Genomic DNA, 14,458 nt, shown 5'->3' with positions numbered 1-14,458 from the left:
AGAGTGTCATGCCTGCGTAGGTACACGAGGCCGACCAGGGCACGCTGGTGCGGCGGGAGCTTGCAGCGGCGGTCACCCTCGCGGGTGACGATGAGCATGGTGACCCACTCGACCAAAGCATGGGACAGGTCGAGTGCGGCAGGATAGGGAACCAACGTGGCTCCTGGGCCGATGAGTTGAGAAGTCGAACACCTCTCTCAACGGCACGGGAGCCTCGTGCGTTGCAGACACCGACCCCTTCACCCGATCAGTGGCCACTCTGAAAGAGCTCATTGCCCTCCGGGTCGACCATCACAATGTGGTGCCCGTCGAACTCCTCCAGGACGATCCCGCCCGCCTTCACCAGCCACTCAGACTCGGCCCTGATCCGCGCCCACCGCTCATCGGGGCTGCCTTGTCCTGGCACCCTGACGTCGATATGCAGTCGGTTCTTCGCCGTCTTCGGCTCGGGGACCTTGAGGATGGCGAGCCGGAGGCCGACGCCGTTGGGATCGCACAGCCACGCTCCGTCGCCCACCAAGTCGTCCTCCGGCAGGTTGAAACTCGCGTGCCACTCCTCGCGGGTTCTGAAGGGAGCGGGCGGCGGCTCGTCGACATAGCCCAGCGCCGTCTTCCAGAACTCGCCGAGGCGCTTCGCGTCCTTGCAGTCGAGGGTCAGACTGATTCTGGTTGCCATGACGGGACCGTACTGCGCACCTCTGACAGTACGGCGGAGCCAACGCGCCTAACCTCGCAGGATGACTCACTCCGTGGTGGTGTTCGCGTTCGACGGTGTGCGGCTCATGGATGTTTCCGCTCCGCTTGAGGTCTTCACCACCGCCGGGAACGGCTACGCCGTGCGCGTCTGCACGCCCGACGGGCGTGACGTCACCACCTCCACCGGGCTGCGGATCGGCGCGGACCTCGCCGCCGGGGACGTGGGCCGGGCCGACACCCTCGTCGTGCCGGGGGCCGCCGATATAGACGGGTTCCTCCGTACGCCGGGGCCCGTCGGCCAAGTCGCCTCGCTCGCAGCAGTGTCGGGGCGGGTCGCCGCCGTCTGTACGGGCGCTTTCGCGCTTGCCGCCGCCGGGCTGCTCAAAGGGCGGCGGGCTACCACGCACTGGCAGCATGCCGCCGAGCTCGCCCGCCGGTTTCCCGAGGTCGCGGTCACGCCGGACGCCATCTATGTCCAGGACGGGCCGGTCTTCACCTCGGCCGGGGTGACCGCCGGCATAGACGTGTGCCTGGCCCTGGTCGAGCAGGACCGGGGGCCCGAGGAGGCCCGGCGCGTGGCGCGCGACCTGGTGGTGTTTCTGCAGCGGCCGGGCGGGCAGTCGCAGTTCTCCGCCGCGTCCCGTACGCCGCCGACCCGCCATCCGCTCGTACGCCCGCTGCTCGACGCCGTGGTCGCCGACCCGGCGGCCGATCACAGCCTGCGGGCGATGGCGCGCAGCGCCGGCGTGAGCACGCGCCACCTGACGCGGCTGTTCCGGGACCAGACGGGTACCTCGCCCGCCGGGTTCGTGGAGGGCGTACGGCTGGAGGCGGCGCGCATCCTGCTGGAGGGCGGCGCCGGGGTCACCGGGGCGGCCGCGCGCAGTGGTATCGGCAGCGACGAGAGCCTGCGCCGGGCTTTCGCCCGGCACTTCGGGGTGACCCCGTCGGCGTACGCCGCGCGCTTCCGCGGTACGGGCGTAAACGCCGTATCCGCTACTCCCCGACCTTGACCTCTTCCTCCGTGATCACGCCGTCCACGATGCGGAACGAGCGGAACTGGAAGGGACCCGCGTCGTCCTTGTCGGCGGTGGAGACCAGGACGTAGTGGGCGCCGGGTTCGTTCGCGTAACTGATGTCCGTGCGCGACGGGTAGGCCTCGGTCGCCGTGTGCGAGTGGTAGATGACCACGGGCTCTTCGTCCCGGTCGTCCATGTCGCGGTACAGCTTCAGCAGGTCCGACGAGTCGAACTCGTAGAACGTGGGCGAGCGGGCGGCGTTCAGCATCGGGATGAAGCGCTCGGGGCGCCCGGACCCTGCCGGACCCGCGACCACACCGCACGCCTCGTCGGGGTGGTCGGCGCGGGCGTGCGCGACGATCTGGTCGTACAGGGCCTGGGAAATGGTCAGCATAGGCCCCAGGATAAGCAGACAGTCCCGCCCGTACCGAAGGATGGTACGAACGGGACCGAATGCTGGACTCGCAAGCGGAGCGGTTACGCCTTGGGTGAGGCGCTCTGCGACGCGGTGGTGGCCCGCTTCTTCAGGACCAGCCACGAGACGCCCAGCAGCAGCGCCCACAGCGGCGCGCAGTAGAGGGAGATTCGCGCGTCCCTGTCGATGCCCATCATCACGATGACCATGCCGATGAAGCACAGGGCGAACCAGCTGGTGTACGGCGCTCCCGGCGCCCGGAAGCTGGACTTCGGCAGCTCGCCGCGGTCGGACTTGGCGCGGTAGCGGATCTGGCTGACCAGGATCATGATCCAGGCCCACATGCCGGAGATGGTCGCGAAGGAGACGACGTAGTTGAACGCCTCGCCGGGCCACTGGTAGTTGATCCACACGCCGACCAGCATCAGGGCGGCGGAGAAGGACGTGCCCGCCAGCGGCAGGCCGTTCTTGGTCAGCTTGGTGAAGAACTTCGGGCCCTGGCCGTTGAGCGCGAGGTCGCGCAGCATGCGGCCGGTGGAGTACATGCCCGAGTTGCAGGAGGACAGGGCGGCGGTGAGGACCACGAAGTTGACGATGGCCGCGCCGACGCCGAGGCCCATCTTCTCGAAGGCCGCCACGAACGGCGAGACGCCCGGCTGGAAGTGGGTCCACGGGACGACCGACAGGATCATGATCAGCGCGCCGACGTAGAAGACGGCGATGCGCCACGGGACGGTGTTGATGGCCTTCGGCAGGACCGTCTTCGGGTCCTTGGCCTCGCCCGCCGTGACGCCGACCAGCTCGACGGCGAGGAAGGCGAACATGACCAGCTGGAGGGTCATCAGCGTCTGGCCGATGCCGTTGGGGAAGAAGCCGCCCTGGTCCCAGAGCATGGTCACCGAGGCGGTGTCGCCGGCGTCGGAGAAGCCGAGGGTGAGGATGCCTGCGCAGATCAGGATCATGCCGACGATCGCGGTCACCTTGATCATCGAGAACCAGAACTCCAGCTCACCGAAGAGCTTGACCGAGATCAGGTTCACGCAGAAGAGGAGGACCGTGAAGATCAGAGCGAAGACCCACTGCGGCTGGTCGGTCCAGCCGTCCGTGTTCTTGGTCCAGTACTGCATGTACTCGGAGGCCGCGGTGACCTCGGTGATGCCGGTGACGACCCAGAAGAGCCAGTACGTCCAGCCGGTCACGAAGCCCGCGAAGGGGCCGACGAACTCGCGGGCGTACTCCGAGAAGGACCCGGAGACCGGGCGGTACATGAGGAGCTCGCCGAGCGCCCGCATGATGAAGAAGATGACGAGGCCGGCCATGGCGTAGGCGAGGATCAGGCTGGGGCCGGCGATGGAGATGCCCTTGCCGGCGCCGAGGAAGAGGCCGGTGCCGATGGCGCCGCCGATCGCGATCATCTGGATCTGGCGGGCGCCGAGTCCGCGCTGGTAACCCTCGCCGGATGTCGCGCCTTCGGCCTCACTGCCGTCGTGCTTGTTGTCGACCTGCACTGAGGTCATGGTGTATCGCGCCTTTCTCCATGCCGATCCGGCCTTCAGCGGCTCGGATCGACTGTGACGATCCTTTGAGGGGCGGAGACCCCCGGATGTGGAATGGAGTGCGTGCCGGCGGTCAGCCGACGTCAGCGCCCCCGGGGACAGGGGTGGCGTCCCCGGGCGGTCGTGAAGATCTATCACGCTCGCGACAGTGATCCACTGCGCCCAATGTGGCGCACGCCACGGCGAAATGGGGACAAAAAACGCCTGGGGCTGCAAAGGAGCCCCAAGCGTTAATGCGATCGTTATCCGGATTTGAGTGTCCGTTGAGCGAACGCCATGATCAATTCGTGATCGATATGTCCGGACAGGTCAGGTCATAGTCACGGCATAAGCGTTTCGACGAGGCTCTCCTGGAGCGCGCCGAGCCACAGATACGCCATCACCATGGGCTTCCGCGGGTCGGAGTCCGGCAGCCGGTAGAGCTCGCCGGTCTCATCCTCGTCGGTGACCTCCAGGCGGGTCCCGATCGTCAGCCGCAGATCGTTGAGTGTGCCGAGCCAGCGCTTGCACTCGTCGTCCGTGAGCTTGAGTACGGCGCCGCCCTCACCGGCGGTGGTCAGCGAATCGAGGCTGCGTACGACCGCGAGGGCGTCCTCGCGCTTGCGCTCGCGCAGGTCGTTCTCGGTGAAGCGCCGGAACTCGGCCGAGTTGGCGCGCACCTCGCGCTCGTGCGCGTCGTCGGGATCGGCCTGCGGATCGCCGTACGCGTCGGGGAAGAGCCGCGCCAGGGCCGGGTCGGAGGGTGCCTCGCTCGGCCCCTGCGCGAACAGCGCGGCCAGCGGGTCGCCGCCCGCCGTCGGCTGCTCGCCGGGTCCGACCAGCTCAAGCAGCTGTACGGCCAGACTGCGCAGGATCGAGACCTCGACCTCGTCGAGCACGACGGCCGCGCCGCCGCCCGGGATCTCCTCGAAGAGCCCGGCCATCAGCCGCGGTCCTGCGTGAGCGTCGCCCAGAGTCCGAAGCCGTGCATCGCCTGCACGTCGCGCTCCATCTCCTCGCGGCTGCCGCTGGATACGACCGCGCGGCCTTTGTGATGGACGTCGAGCATCAGCTTGTGCGCCTTGTCCTTGGAGTAGCCGAAGTAGCTCTGGAAGACGTACTCGACATAGCTCATGAGATTGACGGGGTCGTTGTGGACCAGCGTCACCCAGGGGACGTCCGGTTCGGGGACGGCGGAGGTTTCCTCGGCCGACTCTGGGCGTTCGATCTCTACGGGAGCCGTACTCACTTGTCCCATGGTGCCACCGGTCAGGGGCCATCGCACAAACGACGGCCTAGAAATCGTCACTCTGACGAGATGAGGAGGTAGCATCCTCTGCATGAACACTGCGGACCTTGGGCTGCCGGTGGATGTGCCGTCGACAGCGCTCTTCACCGACCAGTACGAGTTCACGATGCTGCAGGCCGCCCTCAGGGCCGGCACCGCCGACCGGCGCTCGGTCTTCGAGGTCTTCACCCGCAGACTGCCCGAAGGGCGCCGCTACGGCGTCGTCGCGGGCACCGGGCGGGTCCTGGACGCCGTGGAGAACTTCCGCTTCGACGCGGGCGTGCTGGGCTTTCTGCGCGAGTACGCGATCGTCGACGAGCCGACGCTGGAGTGGCTCGCCTCGTACCGCTTCTCGGGCGACATCTGGGGCTATCCCGAGGGCGAGGTCTACTTCCCGGGCTCTCCGATCCTGCGGGTCGAGGGCAGCTTCGCCGAGTGCGTGCTGCTGGAGACCGTGATCCTTTCGATCCTCAACCACGACTCCGCCATCGCGGCCGCGGCCTCCCGGATGGCCGCCGCGGCGGGAGACCGGCCGCTGATCGAGATGGGCGCCCGGCGTACGCACGAGCTGTCCGCCGTGGCCTCGTCGCGCGCGGCGTACGTCGGCGGCTTCAGTTCGACCTCGGACCTCGCGGCCGGTTTCCGGTACAACATCCCGACCGTCGGCACCAGCGCGCACGCGTTCACCCTGCTGCACGACAGCGAGCGTGACGCCTTCCAGGCGCAGGTCGCCTCGCTCGGCAGCGGTACGACGCTGCTGGTCGACACGTACGACGTCGCACAGGCCGTCCGTACTGCCGTGGAGGTGGCCGGGACGGGCCTGGGCGCGGTCCGTATCGACTCGGGTGACCTGCTGCTGGTCGCGCACCGGGTGCGGCAGCAGCTGGACGAGCTGGGGGCCACCGGGACCCGGATCGTGGTGACCAGCGACCTCGACGAGTACGCCATCGCCTCGCTGGCGGCGGCTCCGGTCGACGCGTACGGCGTGGGCACGCAGCTGGTCACGGGCAGCGGGCACCCCACCTGCTCCATGGTCTACAAGCTGGTCGCCAGGGCCGACTCGGCGGACCCGAACGCTCCGCTCCAGCCGGTCGCGAAGAAGTCGACGGGCGGGAAGACGTCGATCGGTGGCCGCAAGTGGGCGGCGCGGCGGCTGGACGCGCACGGCGTCGCGGAGGCGGAGGTCGTCGGCACCGGCCTTGTGCCGCCCGAGCTGGCGGACCGGCAGCTGCTGGTCGAGCTGGTCAAGGGCGGCGAGGTCGTGGCGCGCGAGCCGCTGGACGACGTACGGCAGCGGCATATCGCGGCGCGCGGGGCCCTGCCGATGTCCGCGGTGCAGCTGTCCAGGGGCGAGCCGGTGATCCCCACGGAGTACGCATGAACGCGGGGTGAGCGGGCAGCGGGAAGCGAGAGGGCGGGCGACGGGGGTCCGGTCGGCCCTCGCCGGTCCACGCTGACCCTCGCCCCGGCCCTCGCTGACCGTCGTCGGCCGCCTAGCAGCCAAAGGCCCCCTGCCGCAAGGCCGTTGGAATCTCTACTCTCGAACCATCACCCCACAGCGGACACCCGCCCGCCGAACCCCCACCGAAGGGCCCCGCCATGCACCGCGCCTTGATCGTCGTGGACGTTCAGAACGACTTCTGCGAGGGCGGGAGTCTCGCGGTGGCGGGCGGCGCCGATGTCGCCGCCGCCGTCACCGACCTGATCGGCGAGGCCCCGGCCGGCTACCGCCACGTCGTCGCCACCCGCGATCACCATGTCGATCCCGGCGACCACTTCTCGCCCAACCCGGACTACGTCCACTCCTGGCCGGTGCACTGCGTCGCCGGTACGGAGGGCGTGGGCTTCCACCCGAACTTCGCGCCGGCCGTCGCGTCGGGCGCCATCGCCGCCGTGTTCGACAAGGGCGCGCACGCGGCGGCGTACAGCGGCTTCGAGGGAGCCGACGAGAACGGCGTCGGGCTGGCCGACTGGCTGCGGGCGCGCGGCGTCACCGAGGTCGACGTGGTCGGCATCGCGACGGACCACTGTGTGCGGGCGACCGCGCTGGACGCGGTCCGCGAGGGTTTCACGACGCACGTACTGCTCGACCTGACGGCGGGCGTGTCGGAGGCGACGACGGAGCGGGCGCTGGAGGAGATGCGCGAGGCGGGGGTCGAGCTGTCCGGCAAGCCGGTGGTCTAGGCGCGGGCGCGGGCTCCGCTGCGCGGGCCTTTCCGAACGCCGGACGGGCTGGATGTGCCGCGCAGCGGCAACTCTCAGCCCCTCCGGCGTTTGAGGAGCGGGGTCTCTGGGGCAGCGCCCCAGAGGCCCCGCGCAGCGGCCCACCCGCCCGCACCCGCCGCCTACGCCTACGCCTACGCCGGGCGTACAGGCCTGAGCAGCGCCCGTATCGGATGCCAGAGCTCCGCCGTCTCCTGCGGCGCCGTGCGCCACAGCAGGCCGTCCGGATGGTGCAGGACCGCCGTGATCTCGTCCAGCGTCGGCGGGTGGGCGTTGCCCCGCAGGTAGACCGCCCGCAGGCCGAGGTTGCGCAGCCGCGTCAGCGCGCGGGCCCGGTTCAGGGAGTGGACCAGGACGCGGACCTTGTGGCCTTCGGCCGTCGGGCTGGGCAGCGTGAGAGCTACCACCACACTGCCGCCGGGCAGCCGTACGAAACCTCCACCGGACATGCCGATCAATCCCCCATAAGACGTGGTGTCAACAAGAGCTGGTCAAGAGGCATCTAAACGTGAACGGCCGCCGCCCGCTAGAGGGCGACGGCCGATCATGCTCTGACCTGCGGTGTTACGAATTACTTACCGGAGGGACCGACCTTCACCGTGATCGTCGAGCCGCTCTTCGGCTCGCTCACGATCGAGATCTTGGTGTTGGTGTCAGTGACCTGCACCCCACCGGTCGGGTTCTCCTTGTACCAGTACGTCCCCTTGCGGTCGTCGAAGACCGAGACGCCCTTCTGCGACGCCAGCTTCAGCGGCACGTCCGCGTTGTGCAGCGTGAAGCCGTCCGTGCGGTAGCGGCTGAAGGTGGAGTCGAAGGACTGGATCTTGTTCCGCAGCAGCTTGCCGTCCGCCCACTTCAGCGGCTTGGCGTGCGCGTCGACCGGCAGGATCAGGCCCTTGCCGTGGTGCTGGCTGGTGTTGTTGTCCTTCTGGGAGGTGTCCCAGAGCCAGACCATCAGGCCGTTCTGGTACGGGTAGTGCTCGACCCAGCTGGGACGGGTCGTGGCGAAGCCGAAGTTGTACGGGCCGACGGCGAGCGTCTTGTCGTACGACACGTACTGGCGGTTCTCGGCCAGGTAGTACTGCTCGTACTCCTTGGTGAAGGACTCACCGATGCGCGAGAAACCCTTGGCGGTCCAGCCGTTGTCGTCGGCGCCCTCGGCGTTGTCCGTGAAGAGCGGAGCGCCGTCGGCCGTCACCGTGATCGCGTCGGCCGCGAAGCCCTTGCCGCCCGCGCCGCCGTCCGTCTGGTAGCGGAAGCGGAGGTCGACCTTCTTGCCGGCGTACGCGTCGAGCGGGAAGGCCAGCTTCTTGTACGCGCCGCCCACACCGGTCAGCCCCGGGTTGCCGGCGGCGTCGCGCGCGAGCGCCTTGCCGTCGGCCGTGCCGTCGACGACGGTCCACGTCTTGCCCGCGTCGGCCGAGACCTCGGCGTACAGCCAGTCGTACTCGGCCTCGATGTCCCACCAGCCCTGGAGCGACAGCTCCGCCTTGGCCTTGCCGGTGAGGTCGACCGACCGGGTGAGGGTGTTCTTGAGGTCGTCACCCATGCCGCTCCACCACTGCTTGGAGCCCTCGGCGGGCTTCACGACAGAAGTGGTGACGGCCTTCTTGGGCAGCTCGACGACGAGCGCCTGCGGGTTCTTGGTGTTGTACGCCGAGACGCCCAGCTTGTGCTTCGACTTCGTCGCGGCCTTGGCCTTGTCGTAGTCGAGCCAGCCCAGCTGGAGCTTGTCCCAGGCGGTCATGTCACCGGGCAGGTCGCCGATTTCGTTCTTGCCCTTGCCGAGCCAGGAACCGGCCGACATCAACGACCAGAAGCCGACGCCGTTCTCGCCGCCGCCGGAGGTGTCGTACAGGTCGGGCAGGCCGAGGTCGTGGCCGTACTCGTGCGCGAAGACACCGAGGCCGCCGTTCTCCGGCTGCATGGTGTAGTCGCCGACCCAGATGCCGGTCTTGCCGATCTGGGCGCCGCCGGCCGGGTTGCCAGCGGGGCCGGTCTTGCCGGCGTCCGTGCCGTACGCGTACCAGCGGTGCGCCCACAGGGCGTTCTCGCCCTGGTCGCCGCCGCCCGCCGACTCGTCCTCGCCCGCGTGGACGATCTGGAAGTGGTCGATGTAGCCGTCGGACTCGTTGAAGTTGCCGTCTGAGTCGAAGTCGTAGCGGTCCCACTGGTCGTAACCGGCGAGCTGCGCCTTGATCTCGGCGTCCGTCTTGCCCTTGGCCTTCTGGTCGGCGGCCCAGGCGGCCACGCCGTCGCGGACGGTGTCCCACACGTTGGAGCAGTTGCTGCTGCCGCAGTAGTTGGAGCCGTAACGGGCCTCGTTGTAGTCGACCTTGACCCAGTCGGAGACTTCGCCGTCGACCGAGTAGCGGCCGGACGAGGTCTTCTCGTAGTACGTCTTGAGGGAGTCCTTGCCCTTGCCCTCGCCGAAGTACAGCTCCTGGAAGTGCTTCTGGTCGTAGTCCTTCTGCCAGGCCGTGGAGTTGTCCTCTCCACGGTCCGGCTCGGCTATCCGGTTGTGCGCCGGGCCGGGCTCGCCGCCGTACTTCTTCACCGGCGGCTTCGGGCCGTCGCCGTCCGGGTCGAACATGGTCGTGCTGTCGACCTTGTCGCCGAACTCCACCAGGATCGTGAAGATCTTGTCGGTCTTCTCCCGGCCCAGTTCGACGTACTTCTTGTCGTCGAGCTTCACGACCTTGGAAGCGCCGCGCTTTTGCACCGTGGCGTCGCCGGCTATGACCTGTTCGAGCGCCGCCTTGCGCTCCAGTTCCTGCTGCTTGCTGAACGGGCCTTCGAGATCGTGCTCGACATGGCCCTTGGCGGGCGCCGGGTCGCGGCGCTCGATGTTGGCCTTGCCCCCTGTGCCCGTCGGCTTCTCGTCAGCCTGGGCCGTGGCGAAACCGGATGCCGTCGCGGCGGTCGCGGCCATGGCCACGACTACGGCGGCGGCTCTGATCCGCCCTCTGTTGGTGGTCACTTGATGATGTCCTCCCCCGCGGGCCGCGTCAGCACGGAAGAGGGTGAGGGGTATCCGGGCGCGGCGCGCGTCTCAAGTGACGACATTCGACCGGAGTTACCGAAGAAAAGACAGATCTTGACTTGAGCAGCTCAAGTGCACTATGTAGTTGTTCGGTTCCGGATAGCGGACACTCCCGATGGGCAGGCAGGCGCGTCGATCTCACCTGATGAGATACGGAATGACTCCGTGCGCCCCCGATGCACCGGCACCGTGGGTTAGGTCACGCTTACTACCCGTTCCGTGCGGGCACTCACCGTCGTAGAGTCGCCTGCAGTGCGACCTGGTTGAGAGAGACCCCCTATCGCTGCTCCGAGGACGGAAATCGCCATGCCGCGTCCGACTGCCGCACAGTTCGCATACGGTTCAGCCACCGTCGTCTTCTCGACCCTCGCCATGCTGCTGCTGTCCCAGACGGCGTCGGGCATCGGCGTCGCGATCATCGCCCTCGCCGCGCTCGCGCTGGGGCTGCTGGTCGCGCTGACGGTGCCGATGCCGAAGACGGCGCGCACGGTTCGTCGTACGAACGATGCGGCCGTCTCCGAGACGGTCACCGCGCGGCCCTCGCGGGCCCACTCCACGGTCGGCGGGCACTCGCTACGTGGTTGAGACCACCACCGTCTTTGCCGCCTTGTCGTGCAACCCCTGTCTGTAGGGCTTGTCGACCAGGATCATCACCAGGTTGATGAGCCACCACAGGCAGAAGCAGCAGATCAGAGCCGGCACCCACAGGACCACGGCGCGCAGCAGCGACGCGTTCATCTCCGGGACCATGCCGTTGTTGAGCATCGCGACGCGCAGGTTCATCAGCCGCTTGCCGACGGTCTGGCCGTCCTTGGCCGTCAGGTAGGTGTCGTAGCCGATGTACACGACCATGCTGACGAGCTGCCAGGTCAGCGACTTGCCGTCGGACATGGTCGAGACTTCGTCCCAGTCGTCGCTGTTGTAGCTGCCGAACATGCCGAGCGCCCAGCCGATGAGCCCCAGCGGGATGCCGACGATCAGTGCGTCGATGATGCGGGCCGCGATGCGCTTGCCGGTGGGGGCGAGCGGTGGCATCCCCGCGAGAGGGTCGGCGGCGCCGCCGCTGTAGGGCGGGGGCGGGGTGCCGTACGGGCCGCCGCCGTACGGGGAGCCACCGTAGGGGGAGCCGGGGCCGGGTGGGGTGGGGCCGCCGGGATCACCGGGGCCGCCCGGACCGCCGGTGCCGCCTTCCCCGTACGGTCCGCCGCCGGGCGGGGTCGGGCCGCCGGGCTGACCAGGTTCCGCCGGCCCGCCCGGACCGCCGGTGCCGCCTTGCCCGTACGGTCCGCCACCGGACGGAGGTGGCGGCGGCGGCGTCGACGGCGGCTCCTGCGGCGGCTTCTTGCGGAACGGGTCGTCATCGGGCGGCGGACCGGTCGGCGGCTGATCGTTGCTCATAACCGCAGTCGACCGCGCCCGCCCGCCGCCCGCATCCGGTCGGGTGCCGTTCGGGGGACCTTGCGGGTCCCTCAGTCCCCCGCCACGAACGTACGGGCCGCCTTGTCGTGCCAGCACTGCCGCCACGGGCGGTCGAACAGGCACCACGCGGCGTTGACGATCCCGATGGCGAGGACGCCGAGCACCCCGTAGACCAGCCAGCGGCGCAGCGCGGCGCCGAACGTCGGGGGTTCGTGCGCCTCGATGTCCCGCACGTGCATCCGGCACAGCTTCTTGCCGAGCGTACGGCCCCACTTGGCGGTCGGCAGCACCTCGTACACCACTCCGAGGAGGAGGTACGCGCCGAGCACGATGCCGAAGTACCCGGCGGTGGTTCCGTCGAGGAGCCATACGGTCACGGTCTCGCCGGAGAGCTTCGCCGCCTCGATCTTGTCGTCGATGTGCGCGAGTGCGGCGGATACCAGCGGTACGGCGACCGCGCTGACGCCTGCGCCGAGGACGACGGTGTCGATCAGCCGGGCGGCCAGCCGCTTGGCGAGGCCGGCGGGCCTGGCCGCGGCCTGGGCCTGGGCGGCTTGTAGGAACGGATCGCTGACCGGCGGCTTCCAGGGCACGACGGGCGGCGCGCCGGCCTCGTCCTGGTCCGGCTGCGCGAGCTGGTGCACCTGCTGCGCCCAGGACGCGGCCCCGCCGCCCGCCCCGGAAGAAACAGGAGCGGGAGCGGCAGCGGCAGCGACCCCACCGCCGGCCTGCGGTCCCGGCGCACCCGGCGCCTGGCCCTGGCCGGGGCTCTGGGCCCGCCCGGGAGCATGCGGCTGCGCGGGCGCCTGGCCCTGGGACTGCGCTTGAGCGGGGGCGGGTGCCTGGGGGGCGCCAGGTGTTTGTCCCTGGCCCGGGCGGGTCTGGCCCGGGACTTGGGGGCGGCCGGCTCCCGGGGTCATGGTCCTGATGGCCATGGTGCCGTCGGCCTGGGCCGTGCGCGGGGACTCCGCGTCGCCGCGGCGCAGGGCGCGGATGGTGACCGTGCCGTCGTGGGGAGGCGGCGTACGGACGCCGGGAAGCGCACCGCCGCTGGGGTCCGCGCCGCCGGTGCCGCGCGGGCCGGTCTCGGCCGGGGCTGCGGGCGTACCGCCACGGGGTGCCGCGCCCGAGGCGGCTTCCGGCGCGGAGCCGCCCGTACGCCGGAGGTCGATCCCGCCGCCTCCGCGGCGCTGATCGCCCGATGCCTCACCCGGCGCCGCCGCAGCGCGCCGGGGGTCCTCCGACATACCGCCGACGGCCGGAGGTGTGGTGCCCGGGGCGGGGTCCGGCTGGGGGGAGCCCCACGAGACGCGGCGGTCGCGTTCGCCGCCGAAGCCGGTCTGGCGGGACGTGTCCGCCTGCCACGCCGACGCAGGTTCCGGGGGGCTGCCGTGCAGGTGCGCGCCCTCGGGTTCCTCGTCGAAGAAGAGCGGACCGGTCTCCTCGACGGAGGCAGTGGGGGCAGGGGCGGGGGGCGCCGTGGCCGCGGGCGCGGCCGGCAGTCCCTCGCCGTCCGACGGGGCGGGGCGACTGGTTCCGGGCACCCATGAGGCCCCGTTCCAGAACCGGACGTAACCGGGGATGGACGGGTCGGGATAGTAGCCAGGAGTGGGGCTGCTGTCGCCGCTGGCCGGGGTGGGGGCGCTCATCACCGTGTCCCGTATCTAGTCGATGGCCTCGTTATCGAGGTCCACATCTATCAGACCGCCGCGACGCGCCGGGCCGGTCCCAATGGAAGCACTTCTTTCCGGGCATCCCCACACCCTCCCCGTGGCCTCCCCCGGGCCTCCCCACGGCCGCCCGAAAGACTTTGAAGTCATGGAGGAAAGTCGCGTAATGAACCGCCGCAAAGTCCCTCTCTCCCTCTGAGGCCCGCTCGAAGGCGCAGGCCCGTACCTGGAGAGAAAGGCACCCTCATGCACACCGTGGTGGAACGCGAACTCGAACTCAACCTGGTGCTGTCGCCCGAGCGCAGCGTCGCCGTCCCGGCCCGGCTGACCTACCGCACCCAGGACCCGTACGCCGTGCACATCAGCTTCCACATCGGCTCGGACTCCCCGGTGAACTGGACGTTCGCCCGCGAGCTGCTCGTCGAGGGCGTGTTCCGGCCGTGCGGCCACGGTGACGTCCGGGTCTGGCCGACCAAGATCGACTCGCGCAGCGTGCTCTGCGTGGCCCTGACGTCGCCCGACGGCGACGCCCTCCTGGAGGTACCGTCCCCGGCCGTGTCCGCCTGGCTGGAGCGGACGCTGCGCGCGGTCCCGCCCGGGACGGAGTCCGGGCGCCTCGGGATGGACGAGGCGCTGGCCGAACTGCTGACGCCGACCCCGGCCGACGACCTGTGGCTGCGCGACCCGTGGCCGTCGGACGAGTCGAAGGACGGCGAGGCATGACCGAGGACCAGAGAGCTTCAGTCGCTCACGTACGTATGGGTGATGAACTCGACGGAGTGGCCGTCGGGGTCGTCGATGTAGAACCCGCGCCCCTGGAAGAGGTGGTTGATCTGCTGCGACGTCTCGTGGTGCGGGTCGGCCCAGTAAGGAAGTTCGCGCTCCTTCACCCGCGCGAGGATCTCGTCGAATTCGCTGTCCGGCACCAGGAACGCCAGATGCTGCGAGACGATCCGCGCGCTGTCGGAGTCCATGTAGTCGAGCGTGACGCCGTTCTCCAGCGGCACGCTCGCGAAGGGGCCGAAGGGCTTCGGCTCCGGGGCGCCGATCAGCTCCGTGAGGAACCGGGCGGCGGCGAAGCGGTCGCGGCTGTGGACGATGGTGTGGTCGAGGCGCGCGGGCACGGTTCCTCCTCGTTGAGGCTGCTTGA

Annotated in this window: 15 protein-coding genes and 1 pseudogene; 5 read left to right on the top strand and 11 right to left on the bottom strand. The window is 69.7% G+C overall.

The genetic code is table 11. The features are described from left to right. Positions 1 to 155: pseudogene (locus ABZX79_RS30255) on the bottom strand (IS5/IS1182 family transposase); the annotation flags it as partial. Between the two features lie 92 nt (positions 156 to 247). Next, entirely contained in the window at positions 248 to 676 is a 429-nt protein-coding gene (locus ABZX79_RS30250; RefSeq protein WP_355264629.1) for a VOC family protein, read from the bottom strand. A gap of 61 nt (positions 677 to 737) precedes the next feature. Here ABZX79_RS30250 and ABZX79_RS30245 point away from each other — a divergent pair, with 61 nt between their 5' ends. Next, the gene (locus ABZX79_RS30245) at positions 738 to 1,709 is read left to right on the top strand and encodes a DJ-1/PfpI family protein (protein WP_355264626.1); all 972 of its coding nucleotides are present in this window, start codon (positions 738 to 740) and stop codon (positions 1,707 to 1,709) included. On the opposite strand, the gene ABZX79_RS30240 is transcribed toward ABZX79_RS30245, so the two are convergent. From ABZX79_RS30240 to clpS, 4 genes are all read right to left on the bottom strand, one after another. Further along, complete coding sequence (locus ABZX79_RS30240) at positions 1,693 to 2,109, bottom strand: M67 family metallopeptidase (RefSeq protein WP_355264623.1); 417 nt, start codon at positions 2,107 to 2,109, stop codon at positions 1,693 to 1,695. The genes ABZX79_RS30245 and ABZX79_RS30240 overlap by 17 nt on opposite strands. An 83-nt stretch (positions 2,110 to 2,192) precedes the next feature. Next, positions 2,193 to 3,647 carry an amino acid permease gene (locus tag ABZX79_RS30235; RefSeq protein ID WP_355264620.1) on the bottom strand — a complete coding sequence of 485 codons (1,455 nt, stop codon included), beginning with the start codon at positions 3,645 to 3,647 and terminating at the stop codon, positions 2,193 to 2,195. A gap of 359 nt (positions 3,648 to 4,006) precedes the next feature. Then, a complete protein-coding gene (locus ABZX79_RS30230) occupies positions 4,007 to 4,609 on the bottom strand; it encodes a DUF2017 domain-containing protein (protein WP_355264617.1) in 603 nt (200 codons plus the stop codon). Beyond that, on the bottom strand, positions 4,609 to 4,923 hold the full coding sequence (clpS, locus tag ABZX79_RS30225) for an ATP-dependent Clp protease adapter ClpS (RefSeq protein WP_214969284.1): 315 nt from the start codon (positions 4,921 to 4,923) through the stop codon (positions 4,609 to 4,611). The genes ABZX79_RS30230 and clpS overlap by 1 nt, the downstream gene beginning before the upstream one ends. Before the next feature lie 82 nt (positions 4,924 to 5,005). Here clpS and ABZX79_RS30220 point away from each other — a divergent pair, with 82 nt between their 5' ends. Beyond that, positions 5,006 to 6,334, top strand: coding sequence for a nicotinate phosphoribosyltransferase (locus ABZX79_RS30220; RefSeq protein ID WP_355264614.1), 1,329 nt, complete (start codon positions 5,006 to 5,008; stop codon positions 6,332 to 6,334). Positions 6,335 to 6,552: 218 nt separating this feature from the next. Further along, positions 6,553 to 7,137: an isochorismatase family protein gene (locus ABZX79_RS30215; protein ID WP_355264611.1), complete on the top strand. Its 585-nt coding sequence runs from the start codon at positions 6,553 to 6,555 to the stop codon at positions 7,135 to 7,137. A 173-nt stretch (positions 7,138 to 7,310) separates the two neighbouring features. Here the strand turns inward: ABZX79_RS30215 and ABZX79_RS30210 are convergent, their stop codons facing one another. Then, positions 7,311 to 7,625: a hypothetical protein gene (locus ABZX79_RS30210; RefSeq protein ID WP_355264608.1), complete on the bottom strand. Its 315-nt coding sequence runs from the start codon at positions 7,623 to 7,625 to the stop codon at positions 7,311 to 7,313. A 122-nt stretch (positions 7,626 to 7,747) separates the two neighbouring features. Then, positions 7,748 to 10,108, bottom strand: coding sequence for an immune inhibitor A domain-containing protein (locus ABZX79_RS30205; RefSeq protein WP_355264652.1), 2,361 nt, complete (start codon positions 10,106 to 10,108; stop codon positions 7,748 to 7,750). Between the two features lie 417 nt (positions 10,109 to 10,525). On the opposite strand from ABZX79_RS30205, the gene ABZX79_RS30200 reads away from it, so the two are divergent. Then, on the top strand, positions 10,526 to 10,804 hold the full coding sequence (locus ABZX79_RS30200) for a hypothetical protein (protein WP_355264605.1): 279 nt from the start codon (positions 10,526 to 10,528) through the stop codon (positions 10,802 to 10,804). Here ABZX79_RS30200 and ABZX79_RS30195 read toward each other — a convergent pair. After that, the gene (locus ABZX79_RS30195) at positions 10,793 to 11,617 is read right to left on the bottom strand and encodes an RDD family protein (RefSeq protein WP_355264602.1); all 825 of its coding nucleotides are present in this window, start codon (positions 11,615 to 11,617) and stop codon (positions 10,793 to 10,795) included. The two genes, ABZX79_RS30200 and ABZX79_RS30195, sit on opposite strands and share 12 nt — an antisense overlap. Positions 11,618 to 11,688: 71 nt before the next feature. Further along, the gene (locus tag ABZX79_RS30190; RefSeq protein WP_355264599.1) at positions 11,689 to 13,287 is read right to left on the bottom strand and encodes an RDD family protein; all 1,599 of its coding nucleotides are present in this window, start codon (positions 13,285 to 13,287) and stop codon (positions 11,689 to 11,691) included. Positions 13,288 to 13,554: 267 nt separating this feature from the next. Here ABZX79_RS30190 and ABZX79_RS30185 point away from each other — a divergent pair, with 267 nt between their 5' ends. Further along, positions 13,555 to 14,031 carry an SsgA family sporulation/cell division regulator gene (locus ABZX79_RS30185; RefSeq protein ID WP_355264596.1) on the top strand — a complete coding sequence of 159 codons (477 nt, stop codon included), beginning with the start codon at positions 13,555 to 13,557 and terminating at the stop codon, positions 14,029 to 14,031. A 17-nt stretch (positions 14,032 to 14,048) separates the two neighbouring features. Here ABZX79_RS30185 and ABZX79_RS30180 read toward each other — a convergent pair whose 3' ends face one another. Further along, positions 14,049 to 14,432, bottom strand: coding sequence for a VOC family protein (locus tag ABZX79_RS30180; RefSeq protein ID WP_355264593.1), 384 nt, complete (start codon positions 14,430 to 14,432; stop codon positions 14,049 to 14,051). Positions 14,433 to 14,458 lie beyond the last annotated feature (26 nt).

Origin of the sequence: Streptomyces sp. NPDC002994 (genome assembly GCF_040611155.1) — a bacterium.
In the GTDB taxonomy this organism is placed as follows: Bacteria; Actinomycetota; Actinomycetes; order Streptomycetales; family Streptomycetaceae; genus Streptomyces.
The sequence above is the reverse complement of the archived record's forward strand: the minus strand, read 5'-3'. Positions and strand labels throughout refer to the sequence as shown.